This is a genomic window from Enterococcus ureilyticus (assembly GCF_001730315.1).
In the GTDB taxonomy this organism is placed as follows: Bacteria; Bacillota; Bacilli; order Lactobacillales; family Enterococcaceae; genus Enterococcus_L; species Enterococcus_L ureilyticus.
Genome location: NZ_MIKC01000005.1, coordinates 1 through 21,606 on the forward strand (window position 1 = coordinate 1; position 21,606 = coordinate 21,606).

The 21,606-nt window shown below is 37.0% G+C and carries 20 protein-coding genes; 2 read left to right on the top strand and 18 right to left on the bottom strand.

The annotated features are described in order from the left end of the window. Positions 1-250: 250 nt before the first annotated feature. The 17 genes from ileS to BCR24_RS03840 all read right to left on the bottom strand — a co-directional run bounded on the left by ileS (position 251) and on the right by BCR24_RS03840 (position 18,492). Entirely contained in the window at positions 251-3,040 is a 2,790-nt protein-coding gene (gene ileS / locus BCR24_RS03760; protein ID WP_069639236.1) for an isoleucine--tRNA ligase, read from the bottom strand. 506 nt (positions 3,041-3,546) lie between these two features. Next, a complete protein-coding gene (locus tag BCR24_RS03765) occupies positions 3,547-4,257 on the bottom strand; it encodes a DivIVA domain-containing protein (protein ID WP_069639237.1) in 711 nt (236 codons plus the stop codon). Between the two features lie 19 nt (positions 4,258-4,276). After that, positions 4,277-5,059: a YlmH family RNA-binding protein gene (locus BCR24_RS03770; RefSeq protein WP_069639238.1), complete on the bottom strand. Its 783-nt coding sequence runs from the start codon at positions 5,057-5,059 to the stop codon at positions 4,277-4,279. Positions 5,060-5,081: 22 nt separating this feature from the next. Next, positions 5,082-5,354 (bottom strand): YggT family protein, encoded by a 273-nt coding sequence (locus BCR24_RS03775; RefSeq protein WP_069639239.1) that lies wholly within the window; start codon positions 5,352-5,354, stop codon positions 5,082-5,084. 10 nt (positions 5,355-5,364) lie between these two features. Then, the gene (locus tag BCR24_RS03780; protein WP_069639240.1) at positions 5,365-5,964 is read right to left on the bottom strand and encodes a cell division protein SepF; all 600 of its coding nucleotides are present in this window, start codon (positions 5,962-5,964) and stop codon (positions 5,365-5,367) included. A 13-nt stretch (positions 5,965-5,977) separates the two neighbouring features. Next, complete coding sequence (locus tag BCR24_RS03785) at positions 5,978-6,655, bottom strand: YggS family pyridoxal phosphate-dependent enzyme (RefSeq protein WP_069639241.1); 678 nt, start codon at positions 6,653-6,655, stop codon at positions 5,978-5,980. A gap of 15 nt (positions 6,656-6,670) precedes the next feature. Continuing rightward, on the bottom strand, positions 6,671-7,927 hold the full coding sequence (ftsZ, locus tag BCR24_RS03790; protein WP_069639242.1) for a cell division protein FtsZ: 1,257 nt from the start codon (positions 7,925-7,927) through the stop codon (positions 6,671-6,673). Positions 7,928-7,953: 26 nt separating this feature from the next. Beyond that, positions 7,954-9,276 carry a cell division protein FtsA gene (gene ftsA, locus BCR24_RS03795; protein WP_069639243.1) on the bottom strand — a complete coding sequence of 441 codons (1,323 nt, stop codon included), beginning with the start codon at positions 9,274-9,276 and terminating at the stop codon, positions 7,954-7,956. Positions 9,277-9,436: 160 nt separating this feature from the next. Further along, positions 9,437-10,291, bottom strand: a complete 855-nt coding sequence (locus BCR24_RS03800) for a cell division protein FtsQ/DivIB (protein ID WP_240604527.1) — start codon at positions 10,289-10,291, stop codon at positions 9,437-9,439. A 195-nt stretch (positions 10,292-10,486) separates the two neighbouring features. Then, positions 10,487-11,578 (bottom strand): undecaprenyldiphospho-muramoylpentapeptide beta-N-acetylglucosaminyltransferase, encoded by a 1,092-nt coding sequence (murG, locus tag BCR24_RS03805; protein WP_069639245.1) that lies wholly within the window; start codon positions 11,576-11,578, stop codon positions 10,487-10,489. A gap of 7 nt (positions 11,579-11,585) precedes the next feature. After that, positions 11,586-12,956 carry a UDP-N-acetylmuramoyl-L-alanine--D-glutamate ligase gene (gene murD / locus BCR24_RS03810; RefSeq protein WP_069639246.1) on the bottom strand — a complete coding sequence of 457 codons (1,371 nt, stop codon included), beginning with the start codon at positions 12,954-12,956 and terminating at the stop codon, positions 11,586-11,588. A gap of 157 nt (positions 12,957-13,113) precedes the next feature. After that, positions 13,114-14,079, bottom strand: coding sequence for a phospho-N-acetylmuramoyl-pentapeptide-transferase (gene mraY / locus BCR24_RS03815; RefSeq protein ID WP_069639247.1), 966 nt, complete (start codon positions 14,077-14,079; stop codon positions 13,114-13,116). A 57-nt stretch (positions 14,080-14,136) separates the two neighbouring features. After that, positions 14,137-16,017: a peptidoglycan D,D-transpeptidase FtsI family protein gene (locus BCR24_RS03820; protein WP_069639248.1), complete on the bottom strand. Its 1,881-nt coding sequence runs from the start codon at positions 16,015-16,017 to the stop codon at positions 14,137-14,139. Then, on the bottom strand, positions 16,018-16,419 hold the full coding sequence (ftsL, locus tag BCR24_RS03825) for a cell division protein FtsL (RefSeq protein ID WP_069639249.1): 402 nt from the start codon (positions 16,417-16,419) through the stop codon (positions 16,018-16,020). Positions 16,420-16,435: 16 nt separating this feature from the next. Beyond that, entirely contained in the window at positions 16,436-17,395 is a 960-nt protein-coding gene (gene rsmH / locus BCR24_RS03830) for a 16S rRNA (cytosine(1402)-N(4))-methyltransferase RsmH (RefSeq protein WP_069639250.1), read from the bottom strand. A 13-nt stretch (positions 17,396-17,408) separates the two neighbouring features. Next, positions 17,409-17,840 (bottom strand): division/cell wall cluster transcriptional repressor MraZ, encoded by a 432-nt coding sequence (gene mraZ / locus BCR24_RS03835; protein ID WP_010762855.1) that lies wholly within the window; start codon positions 17,838-17,840, stop codon positions 17,409-17,411. 280 nt (positions 17,841-18,120) lie between these two features. Beyond that, on the bottom strand, positions 18,121-18,492 hold the full coding sequence (locus BCR24_RS03840) for a DUF3397 domain-containing protein (protein ID WP_069639251.1): 372 nt from the start codon (positions 18,490-18,492) through the stop codon (positions 18,121-18,123). A 182-nt stretch (positions 18,493-18,674) separates the two neighbouring features. On the opposite strand from BCR24_RS03840, the gene BCR24_RS03845 reads away from it, so the two are divergent. Beyond that, positions 18,675-19,631 (top strand): magnesium transporter CorA family protein, encoded by a 957-nt coding sequence (locus tag BCR24_RS03845; protein WP_069639252.1) that lies wholly within the window; start codon positions 18,675-18,677, stop codon positions 19,629-19,631. A gap of 71 nt (positions 19,632-19,702) precedes the next feature. After that, positions 19,703-19,816, top strand: coding sequence for a DUF4044 domain-containing protein (locus BCR24_RS16365; RefSeq protein WP_083244299.1), 114 nt, complete (start codon positions 19,703-19,705; stop codon positions 19,814-19,816). Between the two features lie 84 nt (positions 19,817-19,900). Here the strand turns inward: BCR24_RS16365 and recN are convergent, their stop codons facing one another. Continuing rightward, the gene (recN, locus tag BCR24_RS03855) at positions 19,901-21,595 is read right to left on the bottom strand and encodes a DNA repair protein RecN (protein ID WP_069639254.1); all 1,695 of its coding nucleotides are present in this window, start codon (positions 21,593-21,595) and stop codon (positions 19,901-19,903) included. Positions 21,596-21,606 lie beyond the last annotated feature (11 nt).

Below are 21,606 nucleotides of genomic sequence, written 5' to 3' on the forward strand. Positions count from 1 at the left end.
CTGGAATACCGTATCGGCGAGCTAGAGCCACATACCCACCTTCTCCCCTCTGATACGCTTCAACTACTGATTTTTTAAAGTCATAATCATATTTAGCTACTATAAAAAGCCCCCTAAGTTAGATTTTCTGGTCTAACTTAGGGGGCTCACTTCAAAACTCGTTTTGGTTCACACTCTTTATCTGTATAATGATAAGAAAAAAACGGCAATTTGTAGGCGAGACACTTTTTTCCTCAGCCTTTTTTAGTTCTTACTCTTCAAATCCTTCTGCTACAGCTTCTGGATAATTTTCTTCAACGATTGCTGCGCAACGTCCGCATAAATGAGGTAATTTTTCATCCTCCCCAACATCCGTACGTACCGCACGGCAACGGTCACAAGTTTCCCCCGCTGCTTTTTCTACAAGAATCGACATATCATCGAATTTTTCAACATTTTCTGGAACTTCTGCCGTTCTTGAAGCCACCTCAAAATCTGAAACAATCAATAATTGTGCCACATCTGCATCTACAGCTGTTAATAACTCATGGATTTGTTCATTAGGATAGACGGTTACTTTAGCTTCTAATGATTTACCAATCAATTTAGAATTACGTGCTTCTTCTAAAGCTTTCAGTACATTATCTCTAAAGTCCATAAAGGCTGCCCATGTATCTAAAAGCTCTTGTTGGTTGGCAAACTCTTGATAACCTGGGAATTCAGATAATTGTACATAGTCTTCCTCTTCTTTTAGGAAGCTCCAGATTTCCTCAGAAGTATGAGGGATGATCGGCGTTAACAGTTTCGTTAATGCAACAGCTGTTTGATAGAACACAGTCTGCATGCAACGACGTTGATCGTTATCTTCCGCCTCAATGTAGACAACATCTTTCGCAAAATCTAAATAAAATGAAGATAGATCAACTGTTAAGAAGTTCATCACTGAACGATAGATTTGCATGAAGTTGTATTTTTCGTAGCCTTTTTCACGAATTTCTTGAATTACTTGGTTTAGACGAACGATCATATATTTATCCACAGACCGCAACTCTTGATAGGATACAGTATGCTCTTTGGGTTCAAAATCACTTGTATTTGCTAATAAAAAGCGCATTGTATTACGGATTTTACGATAAACTTCAGAAACTTGATTCAAGATTTCCATTGAAACACGTACATCTGCTTCGTAATCCACACTACTTACCCACAGGCGTAAAATATCCGCACCCATTTGTTTGATTACTTTATCAGGTAAAATTGTATTCCCTAAAGATTTACTCATCTTACGGCCTTCACCATCTAATGTAAAGCCTTGTGACAAGACTGCTTTATAAGGTGCTACACCATTGCTAGCTACACTAGTTGTAATACTTGAATTAAACCAGCCACGGTATTGATCAGAGCCCTCTAGGTACATATCAGCTGGGAAAGTCAGTTCTGGACGTTGACGTAAAACAGCTTCATGTGATGACCCTGAATCAAACCAGACATCCATGATATCTGTTTCTTTTGTAAATTCACCATTTGGCGAACCTGGATGTGTAAAGCCTTTTGGTAATAATTCTTTTGCTTCACGTTTAAACCAAACATTAGATCCATGTTCCGCAAATAAATTGGCAACATGTTCGATTGTTTCAGGTGTGATGATTGCCTCTCCATTTTCAGCATAGAAAATCGGCAATGGTACGCCCCACGCGCGTTGACGAGAGATCACCCAGTCACCACGATCACGAATCATATTGTAAAGGCGTGTTTTTCCCCATGGCAGAATCCAATCAACTTTTTCTACTTCATCTAAGATATTTTGGCGGAACTTATCGATCGAGGCAAACCATTGTGGTGTTGCACGATAAATCACCGGTTTTTTTGTACGCCAGTCATGTGGATAACTGTGAGTAAAGAAATCTAATTTTAATAAGGCATCTTTTTCATCAAGTAAAGCTGTGATCATTGGGTTTGCTTTATCATAGAAAACACCTTCAAAGCCAGGTGCTTCATCAGTAAATACTCCTCTGTTATCCACAGGTGATAAAACATCTAGATTATATTTTTTACTTACAATGTAGTCATCTTCACCATGTCCTGGTGCAGTATGAACCAATCCAGTACCAGCTTCTAATGTGACATGATCGCCAAGCATTACTAATGACGTACGATCATAGAACGGATGTTGAGCTGTCATGTACTCCATGTCTTTACCAGAGATCGTTTCAAGAACTTCGACCTCTTCCCAACCAATCGCCTCTTTAACTGTGTTTAGAAGATCTTTCGCTACTACATATTTTTTACCGTAGGCATTTACTACAACATATTGATACGCTGGATTTACTGAAATCCCTAAGTTTGCTGGCAGTGTCCAAGGCGTAGTTGTCCAGATCACAAATGATGTATCTGTATCTAAAATTCCTTTTCCGTCAACCACTTTGAATGCAACATAAATAGAGGCTGATTTAACATCTTTATATTCGATTTCAGCTTCTGCTAAAGAAGACTCACTTGATGGAGACCAGTAAATTGGTTTTAAGCCTTTATAGATGTACCCTTTTTCAGCCATTTTTCCAAATACACGAATTTCAGCTGCTTCATAGGTTGGATCTAGTGTGACATAAGGATGATCCCAATCACCAGCAACCCCCAAACGTTTAAAATCAGCACGTTGAGTGTCGACTTGCGAACGAGCATATTCTTCACATTTTTCACGGTATTCAGCTAAGGTCATTTCCTTTCTTTTGATTCCTTTATTCGTTAAAACTTGTTCAATTGGTAAACCATGAGTATCCCAACCAGGTACATATGGTGAACGGAAGCCTGACATAGATTTTGAACGAATGATGATATCCTTACTAATTTTGTTTAGGGAATGACCTAAATGGATATTTCCATTAGCATATGGCGGTCCATCATGCAAAACAAACGTTGGTTTACCTTCATTTAATTCTTGACGCTTTTCATAGATTTTTTGCTCTTCCCAATCTTTTTGCCATTCTACTTCACGGTTCGGCAAATTCCCACGCATTGGAAAAGCTGTTTTTCCTAATTGTAATGTTTCTTTCATTTTCATTTTTATTTCCTCACTTTCTTTTGTAGCTATTAATACTGTTGTTCGATTTAATAGCGTATAAACCAACCTTTTACAATTTTTGATTGGGTATTTTATTGTCTCGCTAGGATTAATCGTACTTTCATAGTGTGATTCATTAGTACGGATACTTCGCTCGCCAAGTACTGTTCATCATCTACTCTGGCGAAGCCAATCGTAGTCCTTCAATTCTTTGTGCTTTAGCCTTAGAAATTAATGAGATCGAAACGAAGTGTAGTGATGAACAGCAAAAAGTACCTTCATCCCAAGGGACGAAAGTACTCGCGTTACCACCCAAATTTAAAATAATTAAGCCATTCAATTATTTCCTCTGTTGATTGTTAACGAAATCACTCGTCAAGTTTTACTTGCTTCAAACTTGAGTAAAATAGAGGATCTTTTCAATACCAGGATCTGTCAAACTTTCACTATCATTGACTCGCTAAAAGAATGGTTATTGACTTTTCTGTTCTATTTATTTACTAAAATTATTTAGGATCTTGATTTAATAAATCAAGCATTGCTTTTGGATCCAATGCCGCTTGTTCAAGTGTCGGCTTTGCTTGTGTATCAGCTTCAACTGGTTTGACAGCCGCATCGTCACTTTTATCAAGTTCATCTGCTAACACTTCTTTGATCACAGTATGTGAGTCACTTACATAGCTTGAAAATGGTTTTAATAGTTCATTCCACTCTTCACTTTTCACTTGTTCTAATTGTGCTTCTAACATCAAACTTAAACGTTGATGGAAAACACGTGTCTTTTTCTTCAAATCATCTGTTTCAGCGGCTAATTGACGCGCACGATCTGTTGCATCTGTTAAAATTTCTTTTGCTTTTTCTTCTGCAGACGTAATAAGATTACTTGAGCGCTTTTCAGCAGAAGAAATCATTTCATTTGCTGTATTTTCAGCGGATGTTACAATTACTTCTGATTCTTTGTTTGCACTTGTTTTTACTTTATCAGCAGTATCTTGTGCTACAATGATCGATTGGTTCAATGCATCTTTCAATTCATTGAAATATTGTAATTTTTCCTCGGCATGCTTTAATGATTTTTCAAGTTCTCGTGTTTTTTGTAGAGAATCTTCATAATCTTTCGTTACTTGATCTAAAAAATCATCTACGTCGTCTTGATTGTACCCTCTCATTTTTGAAGAAAAATTTTTATTTTGAATATCTAATGGAGTTAATGCCATATTCCTTCACCTCTTTGGATTATTTTCGTAGAACTCCCAATAACAAACGAAACTTGTCCTTTTTCGTCTTACCTTCTAACTCTTGGATCTGAATTCGCCCAAATCCTCTAATCGACACAATGTCTAGCAAATCTACTAAGAAATCTGGTCTGACATTCTCCGTCCAATTCACTTTGACTTTTCCAGATTCGATCAACTGCTTTGATCTTTGTCTAGATATATTATATACGCTAGAGATCAAAATATCTAGACGTAAGGAACTTATTGTTGTCCGTTCATGTGTCCAGTCATCTTTAGGCAGTATTATCTCTGTATACTTTCTTTTTTCTAATCGCACAGATATTTTCCCGATTTTTTCTACCTGAGTAATCACGAAATTGACTATTTCTTTTGCAATAAATACTTGCCATCTCTCACCATCAGAAATAATATCTCCAAAGTATTCACGCTTAATCCCTGTATTCACTAAGGTACCCAACACCTTACTGTGAGATAACGTAGAGAATTTTACTGGATAAACGATTTCTAGTAATTCTACTTCAAAATCTTCCTCTTTTGGCTCGTAATAATCTGGAAATATCAGACAGCGTTTGCGCTCAGCCTGCTCATATCCACCATAAAATTTAAACTCAAGCTCACTGCTTTGCCTTATCAGTGTCTCTAAGATATATGCTTGTCTAGGATCTAAAAAATCAGACAAATATGGTGCATATTGACTTTCAACTTGTTCTAACCAATCACCAACAGAATCAATAAAAGGATGCTCATCTTTTCGAAAATGTTGGTACACATTTGCGTTCATAGATAGATCATCCTTTCTTTTATTAATACATGATTGATTGCAAAATCCGACCTAATCCACTCGCTGCTAAGTTCAACACGATAATTGCAATCATTACATTAAACCCTACCATACCAATTCGCAAATTTAATCGATCAAATAGGCTCAAATAAGGTTCAGCAATTCTTGAAATCAAACGGCCAAACGTAGAATCATATGCTCCTGGAAACCAAGATAATAATGCATAAATAATTAAAATACCCGAATAGATTTGGACACCTCTATACAATAGAAATATAAATAGAGCGATACTCATTACCTCCTAACTAAAAATCAAACATTTGTTTCTTAGCTAACGATTGTGCGGTAGCACTATCGATTTCTATGTTTGATGGTGTACAAAGAAAAATTTCATCGCCTACACGTTGAATGTCTCCATCTAACGCATAAACAGTTCCCGTAAGAAAGTCAACAATTCTTCTTGCTTGATTTTCTTCCACTAAATGAAAGTTGATCAATACAGCATCACTTGCAATAATATGTTTAGCAATGTTCATTGCTTCAGAATAAACCCTTGGTTCAATAATTGTAATCTTACCTGGTTTACTTGTACTATGTGTATCTTGCGAACGTTTTGAATTTGAGTTATTAGAGCTACGCATGGAGACAACTTTTTGCTCATTAAATGCTGTTTCCTGACGGCTTTCTTTCTTATCTTGATGCGTTTCTGTTGAACGATAACGAGCAGATGGTTTTTCGGTTAAAGGTTCAGTTGCAGTCGGTCTTTGTACTTGTGCTTGTCGAACCGTCTGTCTGGGTTGTTCGTTAACAACCTTTTGCTCTTCATATTCATCATAATTATCATATTCATCTTCACCAGATAATCCAAAAAAGCTCGATAACGCATTTTTACTAAAAATTGACATAGATTCCCCTCCTTTACGCACCTCTGAAAATTGCTGTTCCGATTCGTACAAAAGTTGCACCTTCTTCAATAGCAATTGGGAAATCATTACTCATTCCCATGCTAAGCTCTGTACATGGTGCATATGACAGATGCTGATTATTTATTGCTGTTTGTAGTTTTTTCAACTGAGAAAACACCTCGTGAAGAACTTGCTCAGAAGCATCCAACGGAGCCATAGTCATTAATCCTACAACTTTTATTCTATCAAATTCCGCTAATTGATGAATAAAATCAATTACTTCATCTGATTTGAAACCGTGTTTACTCTCCTCACCAGTGATATTCACTTCCACAAAACAGAGAATTTGCTTCTCTGCTCGTTTTTGGATTTCCTCTGCTAGTTTGAAACTATCTAAAGCGTGAAAATAATCTATCTCATTTATTATTGATTTTACCTTCCTACGTTGTAAATTACCAATTAAATGCCACTTAATCGATGAAAACTTTCTCAGTGCCATCTTTTTTTCTAATAATTTATCAACTCGGTTTTCAGCCATATTCTCAATACCAAGTTCAGCAAGCTCCTTGGCAGTGCCACTTTCCACAGATTTAGTCACGGCAATCATGGTTACATCATTGACTGACCTAGTAGACTTTTGACATGCTAGCTGAATTTCTTGATTTATTTTTTCTAAGTTATCAACTAGCATAATTAAAAATCGCTCCTATCTTTTTCTGCGGAAAAATGGTGGTGTATTTAATTCATCGTCATTGTTATGCGATGGTTCTTCACGATGAAATGTTTCAAAATCTTTCTTTTCAACATTTTCAAACGTTGTATCTTCGACTTTAGGTCGTACGTTTTGCTCACGACGGATATCCCAGTCACCAAAAGCACTTGTTTCTTCTTGTGGCTGTGGTTGTGATGGCGCAGGTTTTGACTGTTCCATATCCAAGACTGGTGCTTGTTGCACGGTTTGGATTTGAGTAGGTCGATTTTGACGGTGTGGTTTACGATCTTTTTTTGAAGGGTCGATTCCTGTTGCAATTACTGTAACACGAATTTCATCGCCTAAATCTTCATTGATCGATGTACCTAAAATAATATTTACATCTCCTGTTGCAGCACTTGTCACAATATCAGAAGCATCTTGTGCTTCAAATAATGTCATATCTAAACCGCCAGTGATGTTCAATAACACTTGTTCGGCTCCATCGATAGATGTTTCTAATAATGGAGAAGAAATTGCTTTTTTAGTTGCTTCGATCACACGATCTTCACCACTAGCAACACCGATTCCCATCAAAGCAGTTCCTTGGTTTTCCATAACAGTCTTCACATCCGCAAAGTCCAAGTTGACATAGCCTGGGGCTGTAATCAAATCTGAAATACCTTGTACACCTTGACGCAATACATTATCTGCTTCACGGAAAGCTTCAAGCATTGGTGTCTTTTTATCAACAACTTCTAATAGACGGTTGTTCGAAATGATTAGTAATGTATCAACGTTTTCTTTCAAAAGAGCGATACCTTCAGCAGCAAATCGTCCACGTTTTGGTCCTTCAAAGCTAAATGGTCTCGTAACGACCCCAACTGTTAAAGCGCCCAATTCTTTGGCGATTTTTGCAACTACAGGAGCTGCTCCAGTCCCGGTTCCACCACCCATACCAGCAGTGATAAAAATCATATCAGCTCCTTGTAAGGCATCTGAGAGAACTTGTTCACTTTCTTCTGCTGATTTTTGGCCAACTTCTGGTTGAGAACCAGCACCTAGACCACGTGTATATTTAGGACCAAGTTGAATCACTGTTTCTGCTTTCGAGTTTTTAAGAGCTTGTACATCTGTATTTGCAGCGATAAATTCAACGCCTTTGACGTTTTCATCGATCATGCGGTTAACAGCATTACCGCCGCCGCCGCCTACACCGATAACTTTGATGACTGCGCCATTGTTAATGTTATTATCTAAAGAAAATTCCATAGTATCGTTTCCTCCTGTTTTAATTGTTAGTCAAAAATGTTTGAGAAGAAGTCTTTGATTTTACCTGTAACTTTTTCACCAGATTCGTGAATTTCAGAATCATCGTAATCATCTTGAGTTGTGTCTGCATAAGTATCATATTGTACTTCTTGCTGAACAGCGATTGGTTGCGCCGATTTGATTTTCTCTCCTGGAATCGCGCCTTTGGCAATATGATAAATATCATTTAATTGAGCTGAATATTCTACGATACTAATCACATTTGTAAATACTGGATTGCGTAATCCCATATGATTTGGTACGTATAGTTTCACACTCGCATCAAAAATTTCTTGTGCCAAGTCAACTACTCCTGGAAGGCTTGCACCGCCACCAGTTAAAATTACTCCGCCGGGAAGTTCCAAAGCGTCGATTTCGTCTAATACTTCTTTTGATTTTTTAAAGATTTGTTCCACTCTTGCTTCGATCACTTCTGAAAGGTAACGTTCATCAACTTTTACAGGTTCAGACTTGCCGATCACATCAACTGGAAATTCTTCGCTGACAGACGTTCTTTCAGGGTATGCATCACCATAATTGATTTTCAGTGCTTCCGCATTATTAAATGAAGTATTTAATACAATCGAAACATCTTTAGTGACAAATTCGCCGCCTTCTTGATTCACATGAGTAAATTTCAATTGTTTATCATGCATAACAGAGGTCGTTGTCTGACCGCCACCCATATCGATGACAATCGTACCAAAATCTTTTTCACCGTCTGAAAGAACTGTTTCTGTCAACGCTAATGGCATAATGACTAATTCATTAACGATCAACCCAGCTTTTTCAACACATTTTCTTGTATTATGAATAATCGTTTTCGGTCCTGTGAAAACTACGCCGAACATTTCTAAACGAACGCCAATCATTCCTCTAGGATCTTTGATCCCTTCGAATCCATCCACTGTAAACTCTTGTGGTAGGATTGCTACGATTTGACGTTCAGGAGGAGTTGAACGAACCAGAGCTGCCGATGCAACGTTTCTTACATCTTCATCAGTGATTTCTTTTGACTCACTACTAACAGCGATCATCCCTTGACAATTTTCAACTTCAAGTAAGTTTGCTGGCAACCCCACATTCACACTTTTAATTTGAATTCCCGCTTTTTCTTCTGCTTGTCTTACTGCTCTTTGAATCGCGTTTACTGTTTTATCGATATCGACAATGATCCCTCGATTTAATCCATCAGATTTTGCGTTTCCTACGCCAATGATATTCATTTGACCTTCAATAAACTCAGCCACTACAACTTTTACTGATGTTGTACCAATATCAAGGCCTACATACATTCCTGTCTTTGCCATGAATGGGGTTCCTCCTCCTATTAATTCCAATATGTACGTGGCAAAAAATGCCCATTTACATATATATTTTTTATGAATACTCACTTCTTTCAATTTTACCATAAACATAGGCTTTTTAGAAAGCAGATTCTACTATTTTATTCTTTTATTTTTATTAACTTCATTCTAGTGCCTGTGAAGATTCGTCTACACTTTCTTCAGTTGACTCATTATTAAAAGGATATGAGAAAATCCCGACTTCCATATCAATGATTCCTGGTTTCTCCATTTGGCTTGCTACCTTCCCATAATACGCCATCTTCTCTACTAATTGAGAGATATTAACAATTACTTCATTAGCATCTTTCATGTGAAGAGTGATTAATTCTTTGTTTGCATTAGAAGGTGTATAGCGAATTTCTGAGATATTTTGTTTTATATCTTCAGGAAGTTTTTTATAAGAATCCATTAAGTTTTTTATAATTGATTGGTCCTGAAAGTTTTGAAAAACTGGCATACCACTTATTGGCGCACTCATTTCTTCTGGTAAAATCTTACCGTTTTCTAAAATAGGGTGGTAGACATTATTGACTGATTCTAAAGCCACTACTTCATATTCATCAATTTTTATATTGAATGAATTGATCCCACTCAATGAGATTGTTGCTTTTTTGACACGTGGCAATTGACGCTTGATCTTTTCTTCATAAATTGTTCTGTCACCAAACTGCTCCCATAAACTTTTACCTTTTTCCAGTTTAGATTGGGCAATGACTTGCTGGTTATCAACAGACACACTTCCAGTTACACTTATACTCCCTAACTTACTAAGTGGTGAAACAAAATAAAGTACGATTAATATGGCGATTAAAAAAACCGAGACGATCAACGTCAGCCGACGGTATAATCGTTTGTTTCGTACTTCTTTTATTTTTGGTAAGCGGTCTGCAAAAGATTCGTAAGTTTTCTTTTGTTTTTCTTCTGTTTCAGGCTCTTCTGTTGAGTCTTCTGTTTCAGTTGCATTTTCTTCCGTCACTTCTTCTTGTTCTGCTTCTTCAGAAACAACAGACGGATTCCATACAGGCTGATTACCGTGTTTTTTTAAGTACTCTAGATTTTCTTTTTGCCATGGGGTCAGTTTTTGCTCATCTGGTTGTTCAGCAGACTCTAGTTGTTGGTCTGTTTGACCCTCTGAATCCTCTTTTTTCTTACTGATCTTTTACACCCCCTATCAAATAATTTCTTTTACCACTTCGTAAAGTCGTTTTGCCGCATCAGGAATACCTTCTTTTTTTGAGGCATTCGCCATCAATTGATGACGAGTTTCATCCAGTAAAATGGCATCGATTTCGGCGATCAATTTATGCCCTGTAAGCTCTTGGTCAGTAATCATTTCTACTGCTCCAGATTTGACTAAACTTTGTGCATTCTTCGTTTGATGATCATTGGTAACATATGGACTTGGGATCAAAATAGCAGGTAACCCTAATGCTGTAAATTCCGCTATTGAAGTTGCACCCGCTCGACCAACCATTAGGTCCGCAGCAGCTAAAACTTCTGCCATTTTATCAATATAAGGCTGAATGCTGATGTTTGTCAATTTTTTTTCAGAAAGATTTAAGGTTTCTTGTAATTCTTTAAAATATCGCTCGCCTGATGCATAAAGAACTTGATATTCTCTCTTTTCAAATAAAGGAAATGCTTCAATGAATGCTTGGTTTATTTTCAATGCACCTCGACTACCGCCAAAGATCACAACCGTCTTCTTGTTAGGATCTAAGCCATACTCTTTAAGGATATTCGTTTTTTCGATCATTACGACCTCTTGCGCTCTTGGATTACCGGTTAAAATCACCTTATCTTTAGGGAAGTAATCAGCAACGTCAGGAAAACAAATGGCCACTTTTGTAGCATACTTACTTAAAAATTTATTTGTCATTCCAGGGATGCTATTTTGTTCATGAACGATTGTTGGTATTTTCAAGCGTGTAGCAGCATACACAACAGAACCAGATACATAGCCCCCTGTTCCAATCACAATATCTGGTTGAAAATCTTTAATAATTTTTTTTGCTTTTCCAATACTATTTAAGAAAAGGTAGACCGTTTTGACATTCTGAGGACTAAGTGAACGACGAAATCCTTGAATCTTGATTGTTTTAAATGGGATCTTGTATTTAGGAACAATCTGACTTTCTAGGCCGTTTTCAGTTCCTACATACATGAATTCGGTATTCGGTTCGATTTTTTTTACGTAGTTAACGAAAGCCAAAGCAGGATAAATATGTCCGCCTGTTCCGCCGCCGGTTATCAATATCTTCATAATTCTCTCACTTTTCTATGTCTTTTAGCTGGTGCATTGCTTGAATAAAGGCATTACCGCGCAGTTCAAAATTAGGATACTGGTCCCAACTTGCGCATGCGGGCGATAATAGAATAGTATCATCTTTTTCAGAAAAATCATAGGCGTCACGTACAGCCGTTTCAACATTTTTTGTTAATTTAATTGTTTTGACGCCTGCTTCGATTGCGGCTTTGTGCAGTTTATCTTTTGTTTCACCAAAAAGAATGATTGCTTTGATTCCTACTAATGAAGGAATCAGTTCATCAAAGCTATTTCCTCGATCTAATCCGCCTGCTAACAAAATCAGTGCAGAATGATCAAATCCGCTTAATGCCATCTCAGTTGCTAATATATTTGTCGCTTTTGAGTCATTATAGAATTTTCTTCCCGCGATCTCCCCCACGTATTGCGTGCGGTGAGGAACGCCAGTAAAGACCATCAATGTTTGTCTGATTACATCTGTAGGAATACCTTTTAACTTTGCTACAGAAATTGCAGCCAGTGCATTCTCAATATTGTGACTGCCAGGTACACCTAATTCACCAGCAAGCATAATGAATTCATCTTTATAATATATTTTCTCATCTGCAAGATACGCTCCTGCGACTTTTTCTTTTGTTGAAAAAGGAATAATTGCAGCTTTCGTTGTTTTACTTAATTCTTGAAGTTCTGCTTGGTTCCAATTTAATATAAGGAAATCCGTTTCCTGCATATTTTGTTGAATTGCCCATTTTGCTTTCACATATTCTTCTCTTGAACCATGATAGTCTAAATGTGCTTCATACACATTTGTGATGACAGCAATCTGAGGGCGAAATGTTTGAATTCCCATTAATTGAAAACTTGATAATTCCATAACAATATCATCATCAGCCCTAGCACTCTCAGCGACCTCACTGGCTGGATAACCAATATTTCCAGCTAAACGCGCTGTCCCACTTTCACGATCAGCATTTAAAAGTAACCCGATCATTGTCGTTGTCGTTGTCTTTCCATTTGTTCCAGTAATCCCGATAATTGGGCACTCGGCAATCTGATAGGCTAATTCAACTTCTGTCAAGATAGGTAATTTCATGCTTAACGCTTTTGCTACTAAAGGATTCGAGTAAGGAATACCAGGATTTTTTACGATCAAGGAAAAGTCTTCATCTAACAGCTCGATTGGATGACCACCTGTAACAACACGAATACCCAAGGTTAATAAATCTTGGGCTTCCGGGTTTTGATCAAATTGTTTAAAGTCATTGACTGTCACTAACGCACCTAACTCATGCAACAACTTCGCCGCACTAACGCCACTTTTAGCAAGTCCAAGAACAAGGACTTTTTTGTTTTCATAATCTGTTATTTTTTTCATTATCATTTCCCCTTATCTTAGAAAAGCTGAAAAAAGCGGTTAACTCTGTAGGAAGTTAGGAATAGTGAGGTGGAACGCTTTTAGTTCCAGTTCACTATTCTCTACTTTCTTAAAAGCTCATTCTCGATGTTAGATAGAATCAAAATCTCTGAACTTTTTAAAATACGATCCACAATGTGATGGCAGAGCAAATAGCTCCAGTCAACCAAAAAATAATATCGATTTTCCACTCTGACCAGCCACACATTTCAAAATGATGATGGATCGGCGACATTTTAAAGATCCGTTTACCAAAAAGTTTAAATGATGCCACTTGCAAAATTACGCTGGCTGTCTCACAAACATAAACAAGTCCTATCAATAATAATGTCCATTCTTGACGTAAAATAATAGAAATAGCTGCAAGCAAACCACCTAAAGCAAGCGAACCAACATCGCCCATAAAGATTTTGGCTGGCTTTCGGTTATAAGGAAAGAAGCCTAATAAGCCTCCAATCACACTCAAGCAGATGATCACTACATCAAATTGTTGCTGTTTCCATGCAATGATCGCATAAGTAGCAAATGAAATCGTCCCTAAGCCTGCTACTAAACCATCGATACCGTCAGTCAAATTCACTGCATTTGAAAATCCAACTAGCCAAAAAATGACGAATACACCATAAAAAATACCCAAAGGTAATGTCACTACACCAAATAAATCTAATGTATCAGGTAAGCCTTCTGAACGGTAAACAAAATAAAAAACAAGTCCGCCAATGATTTGTCCAATCAGCTTTTGGCGAGAATTTAAGCCTAGGTTTCTTTTTTTAAACACTTTGATAAAATCATCTAAAAATCCTAATAGTCCATAAAGAACCAAAATAAATAGAATAATTAGTAAAGACGGAGTAAGCTCTTGTTTCCATAGTCCCACTAATAGTGACGTGATAAAGCTTGCTACTAAAAAGACTAACCCACCCATCGTTGGTGTCCCAGTTTTGACGTTATGCCAAGTAGGACCATCTTCGCGTGTTGTTTGTCCTTGTTTTTTCATTTGGAAATAACCGATAAACATTGGCATCACTGCCACTGTTATAGCAAAACTACATACTATGGGAATAAAAATCTGTGTCCACTCCATGATATCTCTCCTAATTATTCGACTCGTATTGGTCTACCTTGATATTCTTTTAACTATTTATTTCGCTGCATCTACCGATTCTGTTGATTCACTGTCCATTGAATCCATTACCACTTTCATTAATGGATTCGCAATTTTTGCAAGCGCCTCTCTTGTATAAGTTTGAGGTTTTTTCATTGTAAGATACAAAATATATTCAGGGTTATCTGCTGGAACCATTTCTACCACTGAGTAGGTGTAATCTGTTAGTCCTGCCATATAACCATTTTCTCCAGTAATTTGAGCCGTTCCCGTTTTAGCTGCTACATGATAACCTGGAACTGAATATACATCATATGCAATCCCATAATTAGGATCTTCTACAGTATCAACCATATAAGTCCGAATATCGCTTGCGGCTTGCGGAGTTATTACAGGTTGACCCACTTTCTCTGTCTGAGTTACTTTTTCTTCACCAGTATCCTTATCCACGATTTTACTAATATATTGTGGCTTCAACATAGAACCATCATTTGCAATCGCTGTATAAGCTTGCATCATTTGAAAATTTGTTACCGAAACAGCTTGACCAAACGATGACATCGCTAGATCGACCCAGTTATCACCAGGAAGTTCTCCAGCAGATTCTCCTGCTAAGCCTGAATTCGTTGATTTTCCAAACCCAAATTTTTCTAAATAGCTTTTCCAAACTTCACCAGTTGGATCCATCGCCTGTTCCAATGTCAGCATTCCGACATTACTAGACCAAGAAATCGCTTGACGGAATGTTAATGGCCCAACCGCACCATAATCATGATCGTTCACTGTACGGTCATCTAACTTGTACCCACCGGCTGGATAAGTAAACGTTGTGTTAGGGCTGAATTTCCCTTCTTGCATCGCTGCTGCTGCCGTAAATAATTTCATAGTTGAACCAGGTTCAAATTTATCTTCTACGAGAATATTACGCCAAACTGTGTCTTTGTCTAATCCTTCTTTTGTTTCCGGATTAAACGATGGGCGTTGTGACATCGCGAGAATTTCTCCTGTTTTAGCTTTCATTAACATTGCCGTCATATCTTCCGGCTTGAATTCTTCTACCACTGGATCGAGCAATGATTCTAAGCGGCTTTGAATACGAGTATCCAGCGTTGTATAGATGTCTTTTCCATCAACAGCTTTCTTCTCACTAGCAACTGTCCCAGGTAAAGGATTTCCGTATACATCCTTTTCGTAATCGATTTTGCCATCTTGTCCACTTAAGATGTCATTATACGATTTTTCAATTCCCATTTTTCCGATTAACCCTTTTGAATCGTCCTCTGCGTCGGCAGAGTCAGTATATCCAATAAAATGAGAAGCAAAGACGCCATTTGGATAGATTCTTGCTGGATGGCCTTCAAAATAGAGACCCGCAAGTTTATTTTGTTTTAGTTCATCTTCAATTTTTTGTCTTGTTTCTAATGTGATATCTTTTCCTTTAGAACCAAATTCTACTTGGAATTTTACAGTTCCATCTTCATTTACTCCACTATTAAGAAAACCCAATGCTTCATCTTTGGTCAGCTCAGTATTTCTATCTAAGATTTCTGCTAGTGTTTGAAAATCTTTTTTCTGTGCATAAAGTTTTTTATTTTCTTCACCTAAATAAGTCTCAGACAAGATCGCATAAACGGAATAAGAGGTAGCATCTTCTGCAATAACTTCCCCGTTACGGTCTAAAATAGCTCCTCTTTTCGCTTTGACCACACTGCTGCCTTGATAAAGATTCGCTGTCTTTTCAGGAAGAGAAACACCTGCAACCTTTCCTACAGCTACAATGTACGTTAATCTAAAGGCAAATAAAAAGAACAATCCAATACTCGTAGCAAATAAAATAATGCCTACTTTTTTACGATTGTTCATTGGATTTAAGTTCTTCTTTTTGACAAAATTCTTTATTTTATTTTTTATGCTCATTTATTTCACTTTCCTTATATTATCAAGGTTATCTGAAAGACCTCTGTTTTTAGCAACTTCTTTGATACGATCTGCTTTTGACAATTCATTTTTTTGTTGTTCTAGCTTCAATGCAGACTCTTCTTTTTCTTGGATTATTGCTTGTGTTTCAGTGATTTCATTGGTCATTTGTGTAATGGAGGTACGTACTTGAATGGTGAGAATTGCTATACCAATAATCGCTACGAGTAATAAAAAGCCGATTGTCTTTTCTAAAAGTGAGATATTTCTCAACTTCCTTTTAGGAGATTGGGGTAGGTCTACATTTCTTTGAACCTTAGGCTCATGTTCAGGACCAATGACTGGTTCATCAATTACTGGAATATCATATTGAAAATCTTCCATTTTTTTTAGCTCAGCCATGTCGTTACCCCTTTCTTTATAAGATTAATTTAACTTTTTCGGCAATTCTTAATTTAGCACTTCGTGAGCGATTATTCTCAGCCAATTCAGTCTCACCTGGTAAAATCGGCTTTCTAGTAATAACTTTTAATTCTGGTTGGAATTCTTCTGGAACCACTGGAAGACCTGGTGGTAAATCTTGCATCGTACTATATTCTTTAAACATGTTTTTTACAATTCGATCTTCTAAAGAGTGGAATGTAATCACACTGATTCGACCATTTTTATTCAGTAAAGCAATTGCTTGCTCTAACGACTCTTCTACAACACCTAGCTCATCATTCACAGCAATTCGAATGGCTTGAAAGATTCGTTTGGCTGGATGTCCGCCTTTACGTCTAGCAGGTGCAGGGATTGCAGATTTAATGATTTCTACTAATTCACTAGTTGTTTCGATCGGTGCTTTTTCCCGTACTCGTTCGATTTCTCTAGCAACCTGCTTAGAAAATTTTTCCTCACCATAGCGGAAGAAAATCTTCACTAATTCGTGATAGCTGTAATCATTAACGACGTCATAAGCAGATAAGGGTGCATCTTGATCCATCCGCATGTCAAGCGGCGCATCTTGATGATAGCTAAATCCACGCTCAGCTTCATCCAATTGCGGAGAAGACACTCCTAAATCGTATAAAATACCATCGACATGATCGATTCCATCATTCGCTAATTGTTGTTTTAAATGTCGAAAATTCGACTTGATAAAAGTCACCATGCCTTGATCAACATATTTTTTTAATCGTTGTGCTGCAAAGTCCAAAGCTTTTTGGTCTTGATCGAATGCGTATAAGTGCCCATGCTCCCCTAATTGCGAGAGTAGGTACTCACTATGACCTGCACCGCCCAATGTGCAATCGACATAAATGCCATCTTCTTTCACATGTAAGCCGTCAACTGTTTCTTTTAATAAAACAGTATAGTGCTGAAACTCTTCCGTCATAATGCTCCTCTTTCTAAAAACCAAAATCAATCATTGTTTCTGCAATTTCATCAAAATTTTCTTCAGCTTCAGTTGAAAATTCTTGCCAACGGGCTTCATCCCAAATCTCAATTCGATTTGAAACACCGATGATTACACAAGCTTTTTCCAAACTACCGTGTGTTCTCAAAGCGGCAGGGATATTGATCCTACCTTGCTTATCGATCTCACATTCCGTAGCAGCCGAGTAAAAAAAGCGGACAAATGTGCGGGCATCTTTCTTAGCTAGAGGCATTTCTTTTAACTTTTCCTCTAATTGCTCCCATTCGGACATTGGATAACCAAATAAACAGCCATCCATTCCCCTAGTTACCACAAATTTCTCACCCAATTGGTCGCGAAATTTAGCTGGTACGATGAGCCGGCCTTTGGCATCTATATTATGTTGAAATTCACCCATAAACATAGCCAATTCCTCCCACTTTTCCACTTGATAGAAACAGTCTACCACATCCCACCACTTTCTACCACCAAAAACAATAAATCTTCTTTCTTTTAATAGTTATTTAAAAAGTTTGTAATATTTCAATTTGTGGTTTAATTTCGAAGAAAAGCGTTCTCATCATCTATGTAATTGATTTTTAAAAGAAATCATCTGTTTATTTCTCCGTCAACTCTCTCATAAAAATATTACAAACAGGATGCGTGGGGGGAAGTGGGCAGATAGCTGCCCAACCTATTCTATTTTATGAAAAATAATGGAGGATATTTAATAAAACGAGTACTGCATATAAGACTAAGCTAAGAAGAAAGACTAAGCGCCAAAACATTTTAAAATATCTGCCATACAGAATTTCCCCATAATAATAGGCTTGAAAAACTGCCACACAAATACCGAGTAATAAAACAGAGATGATCATATAAGGCACAATTGATTGTCCATAACTGTCTTTGGATAGTTCATTTAATCCTATAAATAAAAATGGAATCGAGATATCTGGTGCTTTGACTTTAAAACGTTCCGTTAAGGAAAACGTTGAAATAATAAAATTACACGCAAATAACACAATTACTGGAAAAACATACCAAAAAAGCATAATGACTGAAAACGACACCATTTACTAACAATTCCTTTCGTAACACGCTTTATTAACTATACTTTATTTTCTTTACACCTGTGTTTCATTTCGTTTAAATGTTCATGCCTAAATAATACTAATTTCTAAGGCCTTTATTCGCCAAAAACAGGTCAAGTCTATTATAATGGAGGAAAATAGATTTGAAAAAATGAGGTGGCACTTTGATCAATTATTTGAAAATAGAAAATAGACGTTTCACTCCATCGAGAACCGATACAGAGGATACAGTTTGGCTTGCTGTTGAAAAGCCTACTGAAGAAGAAATCGATCACTTAGTCACGACTTACAAGCTCCCTAAAGATTATATCACAGGTGTACTAGATGATGACGAAAATTCTCGTTTTGAAGGTCTTCATCAAAATGTACTGGAAGAACCTGCCCTGATGTTGATTCAGTATCCCCATGCAACAATTAGCCCCAGCGGGTATACTCAGTTAAATACCTTTCCGTTTGCAGTCATTTTAACGACTGATGGAAAAGTAATTACAGTGATTAATAATTCTGCTGATTTTATAAAAAAGGCTCTTTCTACAGAAGTTCCAACAATTGAATTACCAATTCAAGAGACACTTATTTTATATTTATCTTGGCACATTTCAACTTGCTATAATCGTTTTTTAAAAGAGTTGATCAAAGAAACGAATAAATTAGAAGGCGAACTAAAAGTCTCTACAGAAAATAGCCAGCTTTATCAAATTATGGATATCCAAAAAAGTTTAGTCTATTTCGAATCGGCGATCAATTCCAATCTTGACGTGTTAAATATGCTTTATAGTGCCAGTCTTTTCAAAGATCCCAGAGCACATTTACCACGCCTCCATGATATTCTTGTCGAAACGAAACAAGCGGCCACAACAACGAAGATCCAATTAAAACTTGTAGATAAAATCAGTGACACTTTTTCAGCTATCGTTTCCAACAATCTAAATAATGTCATGAAGATTTTGACTTCTTTGACAATTGTCTTAACGATCCCAACGATCATCGGGGGAATTTTTGGAATGAATGTTAAACTCCCTTTTGCAAATCGTGAAGATGCCTTTTTTTGGATTTTTATCATAACTACAGCGACTTGCGTTTTCGTTATCCACAGGCTAAAGAAACGAAACCTTTTGTAAAATTTTTAGTTGCTGATTTTACCAAAAGGATGTAAACTGTAGGAAGTAAAGAATAAGGATGTGTATGATCAATGAACGATAAAAAGACAAGTACATTTTCTAAAGTCACAAAAATCGTTGTTTGGTTGATGCTGATTGCCATTGCTGGCTCAACAATTTTGACTGCTGTAATGAGTTTAGGATAATCAACTAAATAAACAATTAGGAGAAGAACATGATGTAAAGCATCGTCTGTTCTTCTCCATTTTTTACTGTATTCAAAAAGTTTTTTAACGACTTTTCCGCTCATTTCCAGCCATATTCAGTAATTCTTTAGCATGTTCTATGGTTAGTTTAGTGATTTCACTGCCAGAAAGCATGCGGGCTATCTCTGCCACACGTTCATCTTGATTTAATCTACGGACTTTCGTTTCAGTCCGCTCACCAATAATTTCCTTTTCAATAAAATACTGGTAGTCCGCAACAGCTGCAACCTGCGGAAGATGGGTGATACATAAAACTTGTGAATTTTCAGAGATTTGATAGATTTTATCGGCAATTGCTTGGGCAACGCGTCCGCTCACACCTGTATCTACCTCGTCAAAAACGATGCTAGTGATTCCTTGAGATTTAGAAAAAATAGTTTTCAATGCCAACATCACACGAGAAAGCTCTCCACCTGAAGCTACTCTAACTAAAGGTTTTAATGGTTCACCTGGATTCGTCGTGATATAAAATTCAACTTGGTCCAACCCTTCTTCTGTGATTTGTTCTTCGGCCAATTCTGTAAAGCGAATATCAAAGACCGTTCTTTCCATATATAATTCTTTTAATTCTCGCAAAATATTTTTTTCTAATTTTTTGGCAATTTTTTTTCTGATCGTTCTCAACTTCAAGCCATTTTCAATCACCTGATTTCTCTTTTCAACCAGTAATGATTCCAATTCACCCGTACGACCTTCTAGAAAATCAGCATCCGCCAACTCACGCGTGATTTCTTGATAGTAATCAAGAATCGACTCGATCGATTCACCGTATTTTCTTTTCATCTGCCGAATTAGTTCTAATCTGGTTTCAACTTCATTCAAGCGGTTTTCATCCAGTTCTAAACTATCGATATGCCGCGACAAGTCGCCGCTTGCTTCTTGCAGCAGATAATAACTATTTTGAAATGCTTCTGAGATTGCTTTGTATTCTGGATCAAGTGTTTCAATCGACAATAGTTCATTCATTGCATAGCCAATTTTATCCAGACTACTTTCAGACTCTCCATTAACGGCTTCATAGCTTGTTGCTAATGCATCTGCGATTTTTTGGAAATTCCCTAACTTATTTCGTTCTTCGATCAATTGTTCTTCTTCACCTAAGACAAGTTCTGCGCTAGCAATCTCATCGCTTTGAAACTGTAGCATATCCATCCGCTGTGCAAATTCTTTTTCGTTTTTTTGACGATTTCTAACTTTTTTTTCGATCATACGGTATTCAGAATACAACTCTTCATATCGTTCTTTTATTTTAAGCAACTCTTTACCGCCAAAATCATCCAACATACCTAAATGTTTCTCACTTTGCATCAATTCTTGATGCTCATTTTGACCATGGATATCAACTAAAAATTCACCGACCTTACGTAAATTTGCGATATTGATGATCCGACCATTGACGCGGCAAACATTTTTACCAGAAGTTGAAATATCGCGTTGGATCACGATCGATTCTTCATCCATTTCGATGCCTAGCTCATGTAAAAGGTTATACAATTCTTGATTTTTAGGCATTGTAAACAAACCTTCTAATGTACATTTTGAAGCACCCTGACGGATATAATCGCTTGATCCTCTTCCCCCAGTCAACAAGCTCATGGCATCGATAATAATTGATTTACCTGCACCCGTTTCACCTGTTAAGACAGTCATTCCCATCTGGAATTCTAATTGTAAAGAGGATATGATCGCAAAATTCTTTACAGAAAGTTCTTGCAGCATTTCTATTCACC